Origin of the sequence: Humidisolicoccus flavus (genome assembly GCF_045689595.1) — a bacterium.
GTDB lineage: Bacteria > Actinomycetota > Actinomycetes > Actinomycetales > Microbacteriaceae > Humidisolicoccus > Humidisolicoccus flavus.
On the sequence record NZ_CP142724.1, the window covers coordinates 804,721 to 823,169 of the forward strand.

18 protein-coding genes are annotated in these 18,449 nt (G+C 64.2%); 10 read left to right on the forward strand and 8 right to left on the reverse strand.

Annotation, left to right across the window (positions count from 1 at the left end):
- Window positions 1–39: 39 nt before the first annotated feature.
- The 8 genes from U2H20_RS03845 to U2H20_RS03880 form a co-directional block, all read right to left on the reverse strand.
- Window positions 40–933, reverse strand: coding sequence for an SMP-30/gluconolactonase/LRE family protein (locus U2H20_RS03845; RefSeq protein WP_430593176.1), 894 nt, complete (start codon window positions 931–933; stop codon window positions 40–42).
- Between the two features lie 135 nt (window positions 934–1,068).
- Window positions 1,069–2,496 (reverse strand): NAD-dependent succinate-semialdehyde dehydrogenase, encoded by a 1,428-nt coding sequence (locus U2H20_RS03850; protein WP_430593177.1) that lies wholly within the window; start codon window positions 2,494–2,496, stop codon window positions 1,069–1,071.
- Complete coding sequence (locus U2H20_RS03855) at window positions 2,493–3,314, reverse strand: ABC transporter permease (protein WP_430593178.1); 822 nt, start codon at window positions 3,312–3,314, stop codon at window positions 2,493–2,495. Before U2H20_RS03855 ends, U2H20_RS03850 begins: the two co-directional genes overlap by 4 nt.
- Window positions 3,314–4,111, reverse strand: coding sequence for an ABC transporter ATP-binding protein (locus U2H20_RS03860; RefSeq protein WP_430593179.1), 798 nt, complete (start codon window positions 4,109–4,111; stop codon window positions 3,314–3,316). The genes U2H20_RS03855 and U2H20_RS03860 overlap by 1 nt, the downstream gene beginning before the upstream one ends.
- Before the next feature lie 44 nt (window positions 4,112–4,155).
- Window positions 4,156–5,496 carry an amidohydrolase family protein gene (locus U2H20_RS03865; RefSeq protein ID WP_430593180.1) on the reverse strand — a complete coding sequence of 447 codons (1,341 nt, stop codon included), beginning with the start codon at window positions 5,494–5,496 and terminating at the stop codon, window positions 4,156–4,158.
- Window positions 5,493–6,608 (reverse strand): ABC transporter substrate-binding protein, encoded by a 1,116-nt coding sequence (locus U2H20_RS03870; RefSeq protein ID WP_430593181.1) that lies wholly within the window; start codon window positions 6,606–6,608, stop codon window positions 5,493–5,495. Before U2H20_RS03870 ends, U2H20_RS03865 begins: the two co-directional genes overlap by 4 nt.
- Entirely contained in the window at window positions 6,605–7,282 is a 678-nt protein-coding gene (locus tag U2H20_RS03875) for a helix-turn-helix domain-containing protein (RefSeq protein WP_430593182.1), read from the reverse strand. Before U2H20_RS03875 ends, U2H20_RS03870 begins: the two co-directional genes overlap by 4 nt.
- A 188-nt stretch (window positions 7,283–7,470) precedes the next feature.
- The gene (locus tag U2H20_RS03880; RefSeq protein ID WP_430593183.1) at window positions 7,471–7,872 is read right to left on the reverse strand and encodes an arsenate reductase ArsC; all 402 of its coding nucleotides are present in this window, start codon (window positions 7,870–7,872) and stop codon (window positions 7,471–7,473) included.
- 106 nt (window positions 7,873–7,978) lie between these two features.
- On the opposite strand from U2H20_RS03880, the gene U2H20_RS03885 reads away from it, so the two are divergent.
- The 10 genes from U2H20_RS03885 (at window position 7,979) to U2H20_RS03930 (ending at window position 18,435) form a co-directional block, all read left to right on the forward strand.
- The gene (locus tag U2H20_RS03885; protein ID WP_430593184.1) at window positions 7,979–8,116 is read left to right on the forward strand and encodes a hypothetical protein; all 138 of its coding nucleotides are present in this window, start codon (window positions 7,979–7,981) and stop codon (window positions 8,114–8,116) included.
- A gap of 88 nt (window positions 8,117–8,204) precedes the next feature.
- The gene (locus U2H20_RS03890; protein ID WP_430593185.1) at window positions 8,205–11,003 is read left to right on the forward strand and encodes a DUF4040 family protein; all 2,799 of its coding nucleotides are present in this window, start codon (window positions 8,205–8,207) and stop codon (window positions 11,001–11,003) included.
- Window positions 11,000–11,365 carry a cation:proton antiporter subunit C gene (locus U2H20_RS03895; RefSeq protein ID WP_430593186.1) on the forward strand — a complete coding sequence of 122 codons (366 nt, stop codon included), beginning with the start codon at window positions 11,000–11,002 and terminating at the stop codon, window positions 11,363–11,365. The genes U2H20_RS03890 and U2H20_RS03895 overlap by 4 nt, the downstream gene beginning before the upstream one ends.
- Window positions 11,362–12,891, forward strand: coding sequence for a monovalent cation/H+ antiporter subunit D family protein (locus tag U2H20_RS03900; RefSeq protein ID WP_430593187.1), 1,530 nt, complete (start codon window positions 11,362–11,364; stop codon window positions 12,889–12,891). The genes U2H20_RS03895 and U2H20_RS03900 overlap by 4 nt, the downstream gene beginning before the upstream one ends.
- Window positions 12,888–13,268, forward strand: coding sequence for a Na+/H+ antiporter subunit E (locus U2H20_RS03905; protein WP_430593188.1), 381 nt, complete (start codon window positions 12,888–12,890; stop codon window positions 13,266–13,268). Before U2H20_RS03900 ends, U2H20_RS03905 begins: the two co-directional genes overlap by 4 nt.
- Window positions 13,265–13,528 carry a monovalent cation/H+ antiporter complex subunit F gene (locus U2H20_RS03910; RefSeq protein ID WP_430593189.1) on the forward strand — a complete coding sequence of 88 codons (264 nt, stop codon included), beginning with the start codon at window positions 13,265–13,267 and terminating at the stop codon, window positions 13,526–13,528. The genes U2H20_RS03905 and U2H20_RS03910 overlap by 4 nt, the downstream gene beginning before the upstream one ends.
- Window positions 13,525–13,890: a cation:proton antiporter gene (locus U2H20_RS03915; protein ID WP_430593190.1), complete on the forward strand. Its 366-nt coding sequence runs from the start codon at window positions 13,525–13,527 to the stop codon at window positions 13,888–13,890. The genes U2H20_RS03910 and U2H20_RS03915 overlap by 4 nt, the downstream gene beginning before the upstream one ends.
- Before the next feature lie 42 nt (window positions 13,891–13,932).
- Window positions 13,933–14,619, forward strand: coding sequence for a GNAT family N-acetyltransferase (locus tag U2H20_RS03920; protein WP_430593191.1), 687 nt, complete (start codon window positions 13,933–13,935; stop codon window positions 14,617–14,619).
- Complete coding sequence (locus tag U2H20_RS03925; protein ID WP_430593192.1) at window positions 14,616–15,146, forward strand: VanZ family protein; 531 nt, start codon at window positions 14,616–14,618, stop codon at window positions 15,144–15,146. Before U2H20_RS03920 ends, U2H20_RS03925 begins: the two co-directional genes overlap by 4 nt.
- 229 nt (window positions 15,147–15,375) lie before the next feature.
- The gene (locus U2H20_RS03930) at window positions 15,376–18,435 is read left to right on the forward strand and encodes a hypothetical protein (protein WP_430593193.1); all 3,060 of its coding nucleotides are present in this window, start codon (window positions 15,376–15,378) and stop codon (window positions 18,433–18,435) included.
- The last annotated feature ends 14 nt before the right edge of the window (window positions 18,436–18,449 follow it).

Genomic DNA, 18,449 nt, shown 5'->3' on the forward strand with positions numbered 1-18,449 from the left:
CTTCGCGCCCTGTTCATCGTAGGGCGTGCCGGGTACCCGCTATGGCAGCGAGGTCTCACGCCACGGTGTGACCGGGATGCCGCGAACGGGAACTCGTGCGATGAACAGGTCGCCAGCATCCGGCCAGCGCTGCTGCTCCTGTGTATCCAAGTCGCGAGACGCTGACGTGACGACCGCGTGATCGAGATTCGAGCCGAAGAAGGCGATACTCGTCGAGTGCGGGGCCTCAATCGAGAGGGCGAGATCAACGCGCTCCTCCCCCGCTGCGGTGAACACTCGAACTCCTCCGCCTCCCCAGAACGCGATCCAGAGATTGCCCTCGGCATCGACGCTCATGCCATCGGGCGCCTCGTCATCGAACTGCAGCAAGATCTCCCGCTCGCCCACGATGTCTGCTCCGTAGGAGCGCCGATACACCAGGCCGCGCTCGGTGTCGATCGAATAGAACGTCGCGCCGTCGGGCGACCATGCCAGTCCGTTGGAGAGCCCGAGATCGTCATCGATCGTGGTCACGGAGCCATCATGTTCGAGCCGGAGCAGCACGTTGTCGCCGAGGTTCTCCCCTTCGAGGGTCAGGGACCCGACGAGGAGCCGGCCCTGGGGATCGATCTTGCCGTCGTTGAACCGCTTCGATTCGTCGAGCAGGTTCGAGCCGCGTTCGATCATCCCGGTGCTTCTGACGACGGCGAGGCAACGCCTGAGCGCCAGCAGCACGTGGCCGTCGCCGAACGGCAGGGCGCATCCGATCTGCTCGCCCGTGGCGATCCTGCGCTCCTCCCGGAGCGAGAGCGCATCGGTCGATTCCGAGACCGTAGCGTTCAGCACGAGGCCGGCCTCGATATCCACCCAGGTGAGTTGGCCGGTTGCGGCGTTGCAGACCGGGCCCTCAGCGAGGACGAACCTTCCGGCGTGCGCGGGCAGTGCTCGGGACATCTCAGACTCCATCTGCATCCTCGTTTCGAAGCGGCCGGGAACGGAGACTGCGGAGGGTGCGTCCTGATCCTACGCAAACCCCTTCGCGAACTGGATTGTTCGCGAAGGCGTTGCCTAAGTGTTCGGCCAGGGTTCCTACGAGAACGCGGGCATGGCCAGGAACTTCGGCTCGAGGAACTCGCGAATTCCCTCGAAGCCGCCCTCGCGCCCGAGTCCGCTGTGCTTCACACCGCCGAAGGGCGCAGCGGGGTCGCCAATGGTGCCTCGGTTGACTGCGACCATGCCGGTTTCCAGTCGCTTGGCGACTCGCAGCACGCTCGCAAGCTCCCCGAACACGTAGGCGACGAGCCCATGGTCGGTGTCATTGGCCATCGCAACGACCTCATCGAGCGTGTCGAATTCGATGATCGCTGCGACGGGGCCGAAGATCTCGGTGCGAGTGATCGAGCTGCCGTGCTCCACCCCCGTCAGCACCGTCGGCTGATAGAACGCGCCGGGCTCGATCGATGAACCGCCCGTGAGCAGCCGCGCACCCTCGGAGATCGCTGTTCCGACCAGCGCCGCAACCTTGTCGCGTTCCTTCAGCGAGACGAGCGCCCCGAGTTCGTTCGCACGGTCGGAGCCGGGGCCGGTCTGCACGTGCTCCATCATCGCCGCGAACCGCTCCGCGAACTCCCGCGCGAGAGAACGATGCACGTACAAACGATTCGCCGCCGTGCACGCAGAGCCCCCATTCCGCATTTTCGCCGCGAAGGCACCAGCGAGCGCTTCTTCGAGGTCAGCTCCTTCGAGCACGATGAGCGGAGCATTTCCGCCGAGTTCCAGGGCGGCTCCGACGATGTTCTCGGACGCCTCCCGCATGAGGATTCTCCCGACCTCGGTCGACCCGGTGAAGGAGAGCTTTCGGATCGCACGATGCCGCAGCATCGCCGAAACCGCCTCCCCCGGCGGATCGGGGAGCACAACTTTTACGACCTCCTCGGGCAGACCACACGCCCGCATCACATCGACGATGAAGTAGGTGGAGAGCGGTGTTTCCGCGGCGGGTTTCACAACCGCAGTGCATCCGGCAGCAAGCGCGGGTGCGAGCTTGCGGGCCGCCATGGCCGCAGGGAAATTCCACGGCGTCACAAGGAGCACGACACCCACCGGCTCATCGGTGACGACAATCTGCTTGTCACCGGCCGGAGAGAGCCGATAGTCACCCGTGACCCGGACGGCCTCCTCGGCGAACCATCGGAAGAACTCCGCAGCGTAGTCTGCCTCGGCGAGCGCCTCAGCAAAGGCTTTCCCGTTCTCTCGAACAATCAGTTCGGCGAGTTCTTCTCGGCGTTCAGTCAACGCCTCGAAGCTCTTCCGCAAGAGCTCGGCACGAACTCGCGGTGCAGTCGCACTCCACTCGGGAAGCGAGGCCGCGGCCAGATCGACCGCGCCGAGGCAATCGGCGACACTCGCGTTCGGCACTCGATCGATGAGTTCATTGTTCGCCGGATTCCGGACCTCGATCGGCGTGAACGCATCGGCGCTGCGCTCAGGAGTCTGGGCCGAGACTGTGGCGGTCACTTTTTCGGCACCCAGAATACGACTCGGGCCCGGATCAATCGAACCGTGAGATTCAAGGTGATGCCGATCACCGACAAGATGATGAGGAGCGCGAACACCGCAGCGGTTTGCATCTGCGCTTGCGCCTGCAAGACCAGCACACCGAGCCCATTCTGCGCGCCCACGAACTCGGCGACAATCGCACCGAGCATCGCCATGACGACCGCGATCTCAAGACCGGTGAAGATGTAGGGCAGAGCACCCGGCAGCAGGAGCTTGCGGCGCGTTTGCCACGCGCTTGCTCCATTCACCCGGAAGAGGTCGATTTGCTCGGGGGCGACGCTCTTAATGCCGTTAATGGTGTTCACGAGCACCGGGAAGAAGGTGAGCAGCACGACCACCACGATCTTCGACTCGATGCCGAATCCGAACCAGATGACGAACAACGGCGCGAGTGCGACCTTCGGAATCGACTGAATAGCGACGATGTACGGGTAGAGCGTGAGGTAGAGCGCCTTCACTTCCGCCAACAGCATGCCGAGAATGATGCCGGCGCTCGCACCGATGAGGAGTCCGAGGCCCGCTTCGAGCAGGGTGTAGCCGGCGTTGTAGATGTAGCGCGGGAGGGCGGCCGGGTCGAGCAGCGCGTTCAGCACGGCACTCAGCTCAGGGAGCACATACGAGGGGATATCGAGCGCGTTCGGCAGCACCTGCCAGGCGACGAGCACGAGGACGAGGAACCCGAGCGGCATGAGCCATCGCTGGAGGGTTCCCGCCTTGATTCGGGGTGGCGCTGCGACTTCGGCCGCACTCGCGGTCCGTGCTGCAGTGGTCGTCATCAGGACTCCTCTGAGTGTTCGAAGAATGTACGAATGTGAGCGCTGATCTGCGCGAATTGCGGATCACCGAGCAGAGCGAGTGTTCGCTCCTTTGCGAAGGGAATGTCGATGACGTCGAGGATTCGACCGGGCCGCGGCCCCATCACGATGACGCGTTCGGACAGGAAGACTGCTTCCTGAATGCTGTGCGTAATGAGGAGCGCGGTCTTCTGCGTCTCACGCCAGATTCGGTTGGTCTCCAGGTTCAATGCGTCTCGAGTCATCGCATCGAGTGCGCCGAAGGGCTCGTCCATGAGCAACACCTTCGGATCGTGGATGAGCGCACGACAGATCGCGACTCGCTGCTGCATTCCGCCTGAGAGTTCGTTCGGATACTTGTCGGTGAAGTCGGCAAGCCCCACTTTCCCGAGCAAGGCAATCGCGCTCTCCCGCTCCTTTGCGGTCGGACGATGATTGAGTTCAATGGGGAGCAGCACATTCGCCAGCACGGTGCGCCATGGCAGCAGTACGGAATGCTGGAACACCATGCCGACCTGCTGTTTCTCCGCCGATTTCATTTCGACGAGACCTGAGGTCGCGTGATCAAGACCGGCAAGGATCCGCAGCAGCGTCGTCTTTCCGCAGCCGCTCGGGCCGACGATCGAGACGAATTCGCCCTCTGCAATATCGAGATTCACTCGCTGCAGCGCCTCGACGGAACCGGACTTGGTGTGGAAGATCTTGCCGAGATCTTGAATTGAGATTTGCGGCGCCGATGCACGTTCGTTCGTCAACGGCGCGGAGGTCTTCGTTTCCACGATTTCCTACTTTCTTGAGCAATAGGTGCGGCCTGAGCCGCGAGTCACAGGGAGTGCGTCGAGCGCGGCGTCGTCGAACCCAGCGAGTACAGGTCACTCGCGTTCTGGAACAGGATCCGTTCGGCAAGGAAGTCGGCCTGTCCCGCGGTCCAGACGTTCCGTTGCATTCCGCTCTGCAATGCCGCGTCGAGCGCTTCGCGAGCGAAGTGCGCGGCCGCGACGTGGAACTCCGGGAGCCCGGTGTCGGAGCCGAAGAGCAATTTGTTCGCCGGAAGGATCTCCATCCACTCCACCAGCTTGAGTCGCAGATGTTCGTGGTGGAGGTAGGGCATCCAAGAGAAATCGAGGTAGACATTGCCGTAGGTCTGGGCGAGTGCCGCCGCGTGACTCGTGAAGGGGTAGGCACCGTGGATGAGCACAATCGAGACCTGATTGAGCTCTGGCTGCAGGAGCCAGCTCTCGAGGTTGAGCGGGTCGGCGTTCCTCACGTACATCCCGGGCTCCGGGTGGCCCATCCCGGTGTGAATCTGAATGGGAACGCGGTGTTCGCCCGCTTCGACTGCGATGCGCGTGACGAGGTAGTCGGCGAGCACGCCGCGATCCCCCGCCTCGCCACGTGCGAGCTTCTCGAACTCTCGGCTCGCATCGGAACGGATTGCCCGCGTGAAGGCGAGCGTGCGGACGTAGGCCGACACGATCTTGTAGCCGATCGCGCCGCCCTGTCGTCGTCGGGCCAGCGATTCGAGCACGAACGCTTCCCAGCCATCGAGCGTTCGGGGGACGTCATCGAGCCCGGAGGCCCGCATCTCATCACCGCGGACGCCCGCGAAGATGTTCAAGAAGCGATCCGCTTCCGTGCCGCGGTCATCGCGAGGGTCGAAACCGAACGGGTACAGGTACGGGTCGATTCGGATGATCTGGCGATACCGCCGCGGATCCCAGCTCGCCGCATCGATCGACTTCACATCGACGAGGAGTGTCGGCGTATTCGCGACCTCGGCAGCTGTGTCGTAGGGCGCTGCAACGCCTCCGTCCCGCAACTGCTCGCCGAGTTCTTCGAACTTCGACTCGTCGCTGCTGTTGTACAGCAGCGACGAGCCCTTGCGAAGTGCGGTGGCGAAGAAGGTGGTGCTCCGGAACTGTCGACCTTCGTCGAGCAGGGCCTGAATGCCGTACTGCTGATCGAGGGTTTCGAGCGCCGCGGTGTCGTGAACGTTTCGGGCCTGGACGTACTCCCGGTAGACCGCCGAGGGAATCCGTGACTCGAGGTGACCGGTGTTGAAGTGGTCCGCGTGGTCCTGCACCGAACGGTACCGCCCACCCGACTGGTACGCCGAGGCGTGCGAGTGGTGATCGATCGCGGGAACGCCTGCGGTGATACTCATTCCTGGAACTCCGCGACGTCTGCTTCGATCTCTGCTGGATCGAAGTCGTTGTAGGCCTCGACGAAGTCGTTCGTGTACAGCTCGTCGGCGTTGAGCTCGGTCGTCACGATCTCGGAGGTGAATGCGTAGCTGGTCCACGATTCAACCGCGCTCGGGGAGTATTCGCCCCAGTTGCCGTTGGCGATCGGGTCGTCGGCGAGCAGCAGTTCGAGCCTGGCGTTCAAGGCGACGAGATCGGTTTCGAGCTGCGCAGCCTCGTCGAGACCACCGGTGCGAGTCTCTGGGAAGGTCTCGTACATGACTTTCAGCGCCGCGGTCGGGTCGAGAGACGTGAAATGCGTAGCGCGGGCCATTGCACGGCCGAATGCCTCGATCACCTCGGGGTTGTCTTCGATGTACTTCGGCGACGAGAAGTATGTGGTCGAGAACAGCTCCGCCGCCTCGGGGCTCGTGAAGGTGCGCAGTTCGACACCCTGGACCTCCATTGCCGCGTACTCGGTGTCCCACAGGGAGAGTGCGCCGACCTGGCCGCTCTCGAGCGCCTGCAGGGCTGCCGCGCCCGTGCCGACAGCGATGTGCGAGAAATCGACGTCGGGTTCGAGGCCGACCGAGTCGAGGATTCCATTGGCGAGAATCAGATTGCCGGAGCCGAGCGAGCTGTTCCCGATGGTGAGACCCGCGAAGTCTTCGAGACTTTGCACGTCGCTGCTCGCGAGCACGGCGAGCGAACCGGTTGGTTGGCGTACGTAGTTGTAGAACATGGTGACGCCACCGAAGCCGCCGCCTGATTCCACGAACTGCAGGATCGGTTCTGGGGTTGCGCTCCCGATGTCGAGTTGCCCGGACAGGACCGCCTGCAGTGACGCCGAGCTTCCACCGGTGTTGACGATCTCAACGTCGAGACCTTCATCCTCGAAATAGCCGAGGCCCTGCGCGACTGCCAGCGGCGCGTTGTTCGCGCCCATGTTCGTGGGCAGACCGAACTTCACTTGCGTTGTTCCGGCGTTGTCGGCGCCGCCCGAGCTCTCGGGGTCGCCCGCGGAGCATCCTGCGACGCTCGCGGTGAGGAGCAGCGCAATCGAGGCGGCTGCGAATTTCTTTGACCAGGTCATGATGAACTTCTTTCGTTTCCGTGAAGGTTGAACTGGGGCACTGTTGGGGGCGAGGAGATCCACATCACTTCTCCCATCGAGTTCGAGAAGTTCTCGAGGCTGTGCGGTTCGGAGCTTCTGAATTCAATGGAGTCGCCGGTGGAGACTTCGAACTTCGTGCCCGACACGGTCAAGACGACCGTGCCGTTGAGGACGTAAATGATTTCCTGTGAGTCACCGTGGGTGAAGGTGGCGTCGCCGATCATCTGACCGGGCTCGATTTCTGAGATGTAGATCTCGACGCCCTGCAGCGGCGGCAGCGTGACCGCGTATTTTCGGGTTCCGGAGCGCGTCGGCAGCAAGGGTCGTTCTGATCGACGGAGCACTCGACTCGTCGAGGTGTCCGTGCTGAACAGGTCGACGAAGGCGATCCCGAGCGCGGAGGCGATCCGACGGAGCGTTCCGACTCCAGCGTTCGTGCGCCCGTTCTCGAGCTGACTGATGAATCCCGGACTCACTTCGGCTCGGGTTGCGAGGTCGCGCACCGTCAGTCGTCGTGCTTTTCGAAATGCGCGGATTTTTTGTCCGACTACATCTCGGTCTGCATCGTCGCGAGCCGCGGACTCGTGCTCCGCGTCTTGCCCATCGTCTGGCCTCTCGGCGTCCAGCGTGATGTCGTCGCCCGAACTGACCATAACGATTCCTCCCACAATGCAGAATGTTTGTTGTCAGTAATCATTCTGTTTAGTGAGACGAATTGCAAGCGAAACTTTGAGATGTCACAGAGCTGAAACATTTTCTTCATGCGCGCATCGCTGTGACGAAATGCAGAACCGCAATAAGCGTTCAGCTGGCGCTCGCGCGACTCTTGGGCGAAACGGTCCTAGGCGGTGAGTTCCTTCAGGAGCGCTTCGACGCGGGCCTTGATGTCATCGCGGATCACGCGAACTTCGTCGATACCGCGCCCTGCTGGGTCGTCGAGCTCCCAGTCCTCGTAGCGCTTGCCGGGGAAGATCGGGCAGGCGTCACCGCAGCCCATCGTGATCACGACGTCGGATTCTCGCACCGCATCGACGCTCAGCACCTTCGGCTGCTTGTTCGCGATGTCGATACCGACCTCGCGCATCACCTCGACGGCGACCTCATTGATCGAGTCCTTCGGCGCGGAGCCTGCGGAACGCACAATGACTTCGCCCGCAGCAAGTGATTCGAGGAATCCGGCGGCCATTTGCGAACGCCCAGCGTTGTGCACGCAGACGAACAGCACCTGTGTTTGAACAGTCATGGGGTCGCTCCCGGGCGAAATCAAAGGTCGAATGCTCCGAAAATCGTCTCACAGAGGAGCCGCGATTTCCTCGATGTTCATCGACTGTCTTTGCTACTGTCATTGGGTGTCCCCACTCGTGAGCGCCAAAGCAGCCGGCTTCGTGCCGCTGCAATGGGACGTCCCACACCCCGGCACGAACGGCTACATCTCCACGTGGGGTGCAATTCTCGCTGGCGTCTCGCCTCGACCCTTCGCTCGGTAACGTCCGTTCCGGATGCACCTCGCGCGTCGTGCAAGTGCAAGAGATCTTCGGAAACGGTGAACCTGTTCGAACGATCTTGAGGTGACCCATGCTCCTTGGAGCTCTCTCCTTCACTCTCGCCGCGGTTGTCGCAGCGGTTCCGCTGGCGCGCCTCCTCGGCCGTGCCGCTGGCTTCGTGCTCGCGCTTCCGCTGCTGACAGCCGCGGCCTCGCTCGTGATCGCCTGGCAGGGCGCTCCTTCGGCCGAGACCTACCCGTGGATCCCGAGCCTCGGCGTGCACCTTGCGCTTCGACTTGACGGGTTGAGTCTCGTCTTCGGCTTGCTCGTCACCGTGATCGGTGCCGGAGTGCTCGTGTACTCCGCGAAGTATCTGGAGCGCGAGCGGCATGCCCGGTACTTCCTGCTCATGACGACGTTTGCACTCGCCATGCTCGCACTCGTCCTCGCCGACGATGTCGTCGTGCTGTTCGTGGCCTGGGAAGTGACGACACTGTGCTCGTTCTTCCTGATCGCGCGCTCAGGACCAACGGCACGCGAACCGGCGATCCGGACGCTCCTCGTCACCGTCCTCGGCGGGCTCGCGCTCTTGGCAGCCGTCATTACTTTGGTGGTCGTCAGCGGGACGACGCGTTTGAGCGAGATCCTTGACGCTCCGTTCTGGACCGAGCAGCCGGGTGCGACCACCTGGATCATCGTGCTGCTCGCCCTCGCTGCGTTCACGAAATCCGCGCAGTTCCCGTTCCAGTCGTGGTTGCCGGACTCGATGGTCGCGATCACGCCGGTCAGCACCTACCTGCACGCCGCCGCGATGGTGAAAGCCGGAATCTACCTGCTGCTGCGGTTCTCGCCGCCGCTGCACGACGAGGCGCTCTGGATGACGCTCCTGATCACGAGCGGCGCCGTGACGGCACTCCTGGGCGCGTTCAGCGCAATGCGTCAAACCGATCTCAAAGCACTGCTGGCGTTCTCGACCATGAGCCAGCTCGGGCTCCTGGTGCTCCTGATCGGCGTCGGCACGGAAGCGGCCATTACCGCCGCGATCGTGCACACGATCGCGCATGCGCTGTTCAAAGCAGCCCTCTTCATGGTGATCGGCATCGTCGACCACCAAGCGGGCACGAGAGACCTCCGCGAACTGCGCAGTCTTCACCTCCGCATGCCGGTGACGCGGACTGTCGCCGTCGTCGCCGCCCTCTCGATGGCGGGCATCCCGCCACTGCTCGGATTCGTCAGCAAAGAAGGGATGTTCGAAGCGCTCCTCCATGCGGACTCCCTCGCCTGGCTCCCCCTTCTTGCAACAGCGGCCGCAGCGGTGACTGCCGTGATGACGGTCGCGTACTCCGGGCGGCTGGTCCTTGCGCTCTTCGGTGGGGGCGAACGAACCGTCCGAGAAGGCGCCTTCTGGTTCTGGCTGGTTCCGGCGCTCTGCATCGGCACCACGGTCGCACTCGGGTTCATGCCGGGCCTGCTCGACGTCGCGGTCTCGGCTGCAGCGACAACGGCAACCGGGACACCGGTCATCACGCACCTCTCGCTCTGGCACGGATTCACCGTGGCACTCGGTGTCTCTGCGATCGTCATCGCCATTGGCGCATTGCTGATCTGGCGTCGCGCTTCGGTCGAGCGCGTGCTGCAACCGTTGCGCACACCGATCGCCGGCACCGAGGTCGTCGATCGGCTTCGTGCCGCGACGATCGCGCTCGGCGGTCACGTGAGCCGGTGGAGCGGGCGCAGCACCCCTCGTCGCCACATGATGATCCCGGTCGTCTGCGTCGTCGTGATCGCCGCGCTGTGCGCGCCACTGCTCGGAACCCTGCCTCCCGTCGTCGGCGATCCGAGCCAGCCCTTCGACTGGGTGCTCGTCGCCTTCGTGCTGGTCGGCACCGTCGCTGCTATCGTCGCGCGGACGCGAGTCTCGGCGATCGTCGTCACCGGCGTCGTCGGCTTCGCAATGACGATCTGGTTCTTCTGGCTCGGTGCCGCGGATGTCGCACTGACCCAGCTCCTCGTCGAGATCCTCACCGTGTGCGTCATGGTGCTCGTGCTCCGGCGACTCCCCCGGACATTCAAAAAAGACTCGAGAAGGCGTCGACTGTCGTCGGGAGCAATCGCGGTCGCGGCCGGAGTGGTCACGACGCTCGCTGTGCTCGCTCTGACCGGCCGACGCGAACTCTCTGCAGCAGCCGAGTACTTCCTCGGGAACGCCGAGGCGGAAACCGGAGGGAGCAATATCGTCAACACGATCCTCGTTGATTTCCGAGCCTTCGACACCCTGGGTGAGCTCACCGTGCTCGGTATCGCGGGCGTTGCAATCGCGGCGCTCCTGAGCGCGCACCGAGTCGTGCCCGTCCCGAAGCTCGACGACGACGAGCGGTACGACAGCGCCTCACCGCTCGCCCACGCGGCCCAGAACGCGGTGTTCACTCGCACGATGATCCGCTGGGCAGGGCCGCTCACCGTCGTGATCTCCGTCATTCTGCTGTTCCGCGGACATTACGAGCCCGGCGGCGGATTCATTGCCGCTCTGGTCGGTGGCGCAGGATTCGCGCTGCTCTACCTTGCAGCCCCCACCGAGCGCGCCGCACCCATCAAATGGCCGTACTTGACGCTGATCGGACTGGGTGTCGCGGTGGCGACCGCGACCGGGCTCCTCGGCTACATCGAGGGCTCGTTCCTTCGCCCACTCCACGGCGAAATCCTCGGCATGAGCCTCACGAGCGCGCTGCTGTTCGACATCGGTGTCTACCTTGCAGTGATCGGCATCGTGCTGGCGGCGCTGAACGTCCTCGGCCTCGATGCTCGGAAGCAGCGATCATCCGCGAGCGACGCTGAGGCCGACGACGAACGTCGAAGTACCGCCCTGCAGCAGGAAGGAATCGCACCATGACCCTCGCGATCTCAGCCGGACTCCTCGTAACCGGGGCCGTCTATCTGCTCCAACGACGAGAACTGCTCCGCGTCATCCTCGGTTTCGTACTCCTCGGGCATGCGGTGAACCTGATCCTGATCGCGGCCGGCGGCACCGCCGGCCGAACCGCCCCCTTCGGAACGTTCACGGACACGAGCGGGGTCGCTGATCCGCTCCCGCAAGCATTCGTGTTGACCGCCATCGTCATCTCCTTCTCCATCACGGTCGTCATGCTCGCGCTTGCTGCAACCGGAGCAACAGACGACGACACGGTCGCAGCACGCCACAAGGGGCAGCCGACCGCTGTCGACAACGTCCCGAGCGAAGAAGGCACCGGATGATCGCCGCGATGCTTCCGCTCTTCGTCGCAGGGCCACTGCTGCTGGCCGGCGTGCTGCTCGCGCTCGGTCGTCGGCCACGACTTCAGGCAAGCGTGCTCCTTGCGACCACGGTGTCGGCGCTCATCGCCGGTGCACTCGTGATCGTGACCGTGTTCGATGGTGGTCCGATTGCACACGGCGTCGGCCTCTGGCCAGTCGGGATCGCGATCCCCTTCGCCGCTGACATGCTGACCGCGCTCCTGCTGACCGCGACGGCGCTGCTCACCACGGTCTGTGCAATGTTCGCGCTCGCCTCGCGCACCGCGGAAGGCCGCTACTTCGCGCCCCTCGTGCTGGTACTGATGGGCGGGGTGAACGGCGCGCTCTTGACGGCAGACCTGTTCAACCTCTTCGTCTTCATCGAGGTCATGCTGCTCCCCGCCTACGCACTGCTCGTGCTCGCAGGGCCAGGCCGAGGGGCCCTTCGGCAGGTCCGAGGCGCGCGTGTCTACGTGACCGTGAACCTCCTGACCTCGACGATCTTCCTGGCCGGTGTCGGGTTCATCTACGGCACCGCTGGCACCGTCAACCTCGGCGAACTCGCAGGCATCGCCCGCTCAACCCCGGAGGTCGCAGTCGCGGCGGGAATCTGCCTGTTCGCACTCTCCATCAAAGCCGCCGTCGTCCCCGTCCATGGCTGGCTCGCGCGCACGTATCCGGCGACCTCCCCCGCCGTGACCGCGCTTTTCTCCGGCCTCCACACGAAAGTCGCGATCTATGCGATCTACCGGATCTACGCGCAACTGTTCGAAGGAGACGAACGTTTCCTGACCATCGGCATCGTCGTCTTCACCATCACGATGATCGTTGGCGTCTTCGCAGCCGTTGGAGAATCAACGGCACGGTCAGTGCTGGCGTTCCATATGGTGAGCCAAATCGGATACATCCTCATCGGAGTCGCGCTGTTCACCGGTGCAGGCCTTGCCGCGGGCATCTTCTATTTGATTCATCACATGTTCGTCAAGGCGGCGCTGTTCCTCTCCACCGGGGCCATCGAGGTCCGGTACGGCACGGGCGTGCTCGCGCGACTCGGCGGAATGGCAGCGCGAGAACCCTGGCTCGCGGGCGCCTTCCTGATCGCGGCGTTCTCGATGGCGGGGCTCCCTCCGTTCTCCGGGTTCGTGGCGAAACTGACGATCGTGATGGCCTCACTGGAGGCCGGGCAGATCGCGGTCGTCATCGCGATGCTCGTCGTCAGCCTCATCACGCTGTTGTCGATGCTGAAGCTGTGGTCGGGAATCTTCTGGGGCGAATTGCCGGAGCGGCTCCAGGAACCACCCTCGCCAAGTCACGCCGACGGAGGAGTCGCGGTACGGACTCGCTCCCGTGTTCGAGTCGGCGCAGCGCTGACCGCGCCCGCGGTGATCCTCGCGGTTGTGACGATCGCGCTCGGCATCGGCGCTGAAGGGCTGCTCACGCTCACCGAGATCGCTGCAGCGGGGCTCCTCGATACGAGCGCGTACACGGAGGCGGTGATGCACTCATGACCTGGGTGACCTGGCCACTGCGTGCCCTCGGCTTCTGGCTCTGGTTCGCGAAAGAAATCGTCGTCTCGAACGTTGCCGTGCTTCGCGACAACCTCACGCCCGGACAGCAGTCGACTCCGGGTATTGCCGCGTACTCGACACGCTGCCGCTCGGACCACGAACTCACACTGCTCGCCTCGCTCATCACGCTGACGCCGAGCACGCTGACGCTCGGGACCAGCATCGAAGCACGAGACGACAAGCTCGAACCCGATCCTGCACGCGTGCTCTACGTCCACGGGATGTACCAGGCGGATGCAGACGAACTCCGCGAAGCGCTCGCAGACATGGAGGCCAGGATGCTGCACGGAATTCGACGAGAAGGGTTCACCGCATGATCACGTTCGGACTCGATCTCGGGATCATCATCATCGGACTCGCAAGCATCGCCGCGACGTATCGCATGCTCGTCGGGCCCACGGAAGCGGACCGTGCGATCGCGGGCGACCTGCTGCTGTTCGGCATGGTCGGCCTCCTGACCCTCTTCGGAGTGCGCATCGAGAACGCCGCGACCTTCGATCTCGTCCTCGTCGCGTCCTTCGTCGGATTTCTGAGCGCACTCTCACTGGCACGCGTATTGACACGGGGGCAACGATGAACTGGTTCCTCGAGCACATCGTCGAGATCACCGGCAACGGCCTCATCGTCATCGGTGCCCTCGTTTTTGCGACCGCGGCACTCGGAGTCGTTCGCTTCCCGGATGCCTACACGCGAGTCTCCGCAGTCGGCACGGCGAGCGGGCTCGGCATCACCTTCGTCGTTGTTGGAGCGCTGCTTCTGCAACCGAGCATCCCGAACCTCGTCAAGGTCGTCCTCATCATCCTGCTGCAGCTTGCGACCTCCGCGATCGGGAGCATGGCGATCGCCCGCTCCACCTCACTCACGGGAGTCCCGATGGCGGATCCGCACTACAACGACCTCGACGCGGCGAAGCAATCGCGGGCGGAAACACAGGATTAGCATGAGGGAAAGAGCCGAACTGGGCTCGAAAGGAATGCTGCGATGACACCGGTCACCACGCCTGCGGTCACCACGACGAAGGTCACCACGACGACGCTCGAGATGACTCGGCGACCCGCTTCGCCGCCGCGCGAGATCGACGAGTCGGTGCGACTCGACCGCACCAGCACGATCTCGCCCGAATACGCGCGCTTCCTGTACGGACTCGTCGGCGGTCCGTGGCGCTGGACCGAACGGTTGACGTGGTCGAGAGCGCAGTGGCTCGAAGAACTCTCTGCCCCCGGCACGGAACTTCTCATCCTGTCCGAGCCCGCCGGCCCGCTCGGCTTTGCACAACTGCAAGCGCAGCCCGTGCAGGCCACGGCGGACCAGAACGCATCGACGCAGGTCGAACTCCGCTACTTCGGTCTCGCTGCGCACGCGATCGGTCGAGGGCTCGGTGGCGCACTCCTCGAACACACGATTCACGCGGCCTGGAGCCAGGCGGAACGCTTCGACCTCGCCCCGATCACTCGCGTCTGGGTGCACACCTGCACCCTCGATGGCCCGGCGGCACTCGGGAACTACCAGGCTCGTGGATTCACGATCACCAATGTCGAAACCTCGGAAGAAGAGGTCGCCGAAGCACCGCTCGGCTCGTGGCGATCCACGGGAGGAGCACCGGACCATTCGCCCGATCCGGCACGCGATCACTCGTCCGATGACCCTGCGGTCAACGACGCGCAATGATCAGCACTCTTCTTGCGAGCAACCCGCAACTCGCGAAGCTTCTGCTCGCCCTCGCGCTCCTGCTCTGCCTCGCGCTCGGCACAGCATTAGTGTTCTCGAAGCGAAACCATCGGAGGAGCTTGCTCGCGCTGACCGGCCTGAGTCTGCTCGGTGTCCTCGCGCTCACGCTCATCCCGAGCGGTCGCATCACTGCCAATCCGAAATTCTGTTCGTTCGATGTCATCGTGCCCTCGGCAATCGGGATCGAACCACTCGCGAACATTGCGCTGTTCATTCCCCTCGCCCTGTTCGGCGGCCTCGCGTTTCGGCGGCCGCTCCTGGCGGGGATCGCCGCAATCCTGCTCTCCGTCTGCATCGAAATCGCGCAGGGCGCCCTGCCATTCCTGGGTCGGGCATGCGACCTCCAGGATCTCCTGACCAATGCAGTCGGTGCAATCGTCGGCACCGTGCTCGCCCTGGCGATCGTGCTCCTGCATCGGCAGATGACGCAGCGCTCGCGAGAGCCCCGGGACTCGACCACGCGATAGAGCACCGCGGCGCTGTTCACCCGCCCGTGGAATGGCGTTGGCCCCTGATTCACCCAGCGAGACCTTCGCATTCACACATCTTTGCTTCAGTGACGACGTCCCCATTGCACGGGTTTCCCAATGACGCGGGTTGTTCGAATGCCCGGTTCGCTCAGCCGCACAGGTTCCTCCGCCAGAGAGGTTCCTCGGCCAGAGAGGATGCCCGAACGTCCAACGCAGGAGTTGCTTCATGCCGTCTTCCCGATCACCGGTCGTCTCTCGAGCGCGGGCCATCCCGCGGGCGCTCGCCCTCAGCCTCGCCGCGCTCGTCGGTCTCTCGTTCGTCCCTGCAGCGCAGGTCGAGGCGGCAGCACCGCTCGATCAGCTCGCGATTTCCGTCGTCGGAGACGGAAGCACGACCGGCAATAACGCCGTGCCAGTGAGCATTCACCTGCTCGATGGCGCCGGGGATCTCGGTGCAACCATCGCATTGCCGACCAGCGCTTCTGGCGAACAGCTCCCCTTCGCCCTCGGCGCTGACCGCGACCAGCAGGGCGCGCTCCAGCAATCCGCGGATGCTCGCTTCGTCACGCTCGGTGGCTACGCGGCAGAACCGGGTGCGGGTTCGCTCAACGACACGGTCGCCCCGGCGCTGCCGCGCGTGGTGGCACGAATCGATGCCAACGGCGAAGTCGACACCACGACGACGCTGGGAGGTGCCTACAGTCTCCGACACATCCGCGGCGTCGTCACGGACGATGGCTCGAACTACTGGACCGGCGGCCACGGCGGAGACAGCCTTGCACCCGCCGGTGGCGTACTGACGGTCCCTGCCGGGCCGAACAATACTCCGACCGCGATCGTTGCCGGGAGTTCTGCGCTCAACAACGCTCGCGTCGTCGACATCCACGACGGTCAGCTCTATGCAACGAGTGACCGCAGCGGGTTTTCAGGACTCAACATGGTCGGCACCGGAACGCCGTTGACCGCCTCATCGCTCACGCTCGTCGCACCGGCGCCCGCAAACGCGACCGTCGCCCACGACTTCGCGTTCGCAGACGACAGCCTGTACGTCGGATTTACCGAGGGCAGCGCGCGAGGAATCGCGAAGTACGAACGCTCCGGCGGGCAGTGGCTGTATGTCGACACCCTGCAGGGTGATTTCTGGGGATTGGAAGCCCGAGTCGCTGGCGACGGCACGGTCCTCTACGCGATCCGTGGGGCGGGCCAAGCGAACGAGCTCGTTCGGATCGTGGACTCCGGAGACACCGCGAGCTTCGTTGCGCAGACCGATGTGCTCTCGACCGCACCCCTTGGCACCGCCTACCGCGGCGTCGCCTTCGCCCCGGGCTTCGTGTCCGGCACGGACGCCGTTGATCCGATTCTCCCGAAGCCGATCGTTGCCTGGGACAGCCGAGTTGCAGGTGGCTCCGGTGCCGCTCTCGGCGCTGTGCTCGACGCAGCGAACAACCCCAGCGCCCGCGGCACGATCGAGGATCCCGCGGCACAGTCCTTCACCGTGACCGTCGCCTCGAGCAACGAATCGGTCGTGCCCGACAGCGGTGTCGACTTCCGTCTGCACGCCGACGGAACGTTCACGCTCTCGGCCGAGCCCGTCGGCACCGGGAGCGCGATCATCACGGTCACGGTGGTCGCAGACGACGGCCGGACCACCACGGCGTCACTCGCCTATCGAGTCGCTCCCGCCTTCGCTGATACATCGGTCGTGCCGCACTTCGGGATGTCCGATGCCTCGGCTGCCATCAGCGTCGGCGAAGGATTCTTCATTGCAGCGGACGACGACTCGAACGCACTCCGTCTCTTCTCCCCCGAGGGCGGAGAAGCACTCGCAGAGTTCGATTTCAGCGACCAGATCGAGTTCGAACGCGCTGGTGAAGCACACGACTTCGAAGCAGTCGCACAGGTCGGCAACCAGGTGTACTGGATTGGCTCGACCGGAAACACTCGAAGTGGCAATGTCCGGCTCGACCGCAACATCGTGCTGCAGACGGAGCTCTCCGGCATCGGCGCAGCAGCGACGCTTGAGTTCGTCGGATACCAGAAGGTCCTCCGTGAAGCACTCGTGGCTTGGGACCGGAACGACGAGCACGGCCTCGGCGCGGACCACTTCGGGTTCTTCAACGCGACCCAGCCGGGTGTCTCTGCGGAAGGCCCGGACTCGCTGAACATTGAGGGCGCGGCGATCGCGCCCGATGGCACGACGCTCTGGCTCGGCTTCCGCTCACCCGAGGTTGGCGAGGACGCCAATGCACTGATCGTCCCCGTCGAGAACATCGCCGAGGTCATCGCCGGTGCACCCGCGACGCTCGGCGACCCGATCCTGCTCGATCTCGGCGGACGAGCCATTCGCGAGATGGCGAGGGCCGAGACCGGCGAGTATCTCATCGTGGCAGGCAGTGCCGATGATTCCGGTCGTTTCGCCCTGTTCGGGTGGACTGGGAACATCGATGACGCTCCAGTGCAGGCGGCGGGAACGCTCGGCCTCGAGAACTGGCCAGGATCGTACGAGGGCGTCGTCGGCGTCACGAGCCTTGCCGATGGAACGAGTGTTCGGCTGCTGCTCGACTCGGGAACCGTCGACATCTACGGCGATGGAACTGCCGGACAGGACCTCAGCGCTCCCGAGCACAAGCTCTTCCCGTCGCAGGCGGTCACGCTGAACTTCGGCGCAGTGTTCACTCCGAAAACGGTCGAGGTCGCTGGCAATGCGCTTCGCATCGGCACTCCGACTGCAGTTTCCGCACAGGGGTTCGCCGCCGGCGAGGCGGTCGTGTTCGAGCTGCGTTCGGCTGAGGGTTCAGTCGTGCTCGGCAATGGCGCTGCGAATGCCGAGGGCACCGTGTCCACCACACTGACGGTCGAAGACAGCGTTGCTCTCGGCGCATACACGCTCGCCGTCATCGGGAATTCAGGGACCGGAACGAGTGAGATCACGGTGCTCGAGCGCGGAGCAACGCTGCCGGGCGAAGAAAACCCCGGCGAAGAAACACCCGGCGAAGAAACGCCGGGCGAAGAAACACCCGGCGAAGAAACACCCGGCGAAGAAAACCCGGGCGAGAGTGCGCTGCCGAATCCGAGCGAGCCCTCCACCGCTCCGGGAGAGAACGCTGGTGGAGCGCCGAGCGCAGGCTCGCCGGGAGCCACCGAACCCGGATCGGTCACAGCACCGTTGCCCGTGACCGGTGTTGATCCGGTCGGCACCGTCGTTGCCGCCCTGGCGCTGCTCATGCTCGGGCTCGGATCAGTGATCGCCGCTCGTCGTCGAAACACTCGCGACTCGGACCTGTAGTCGGACGGAGTATT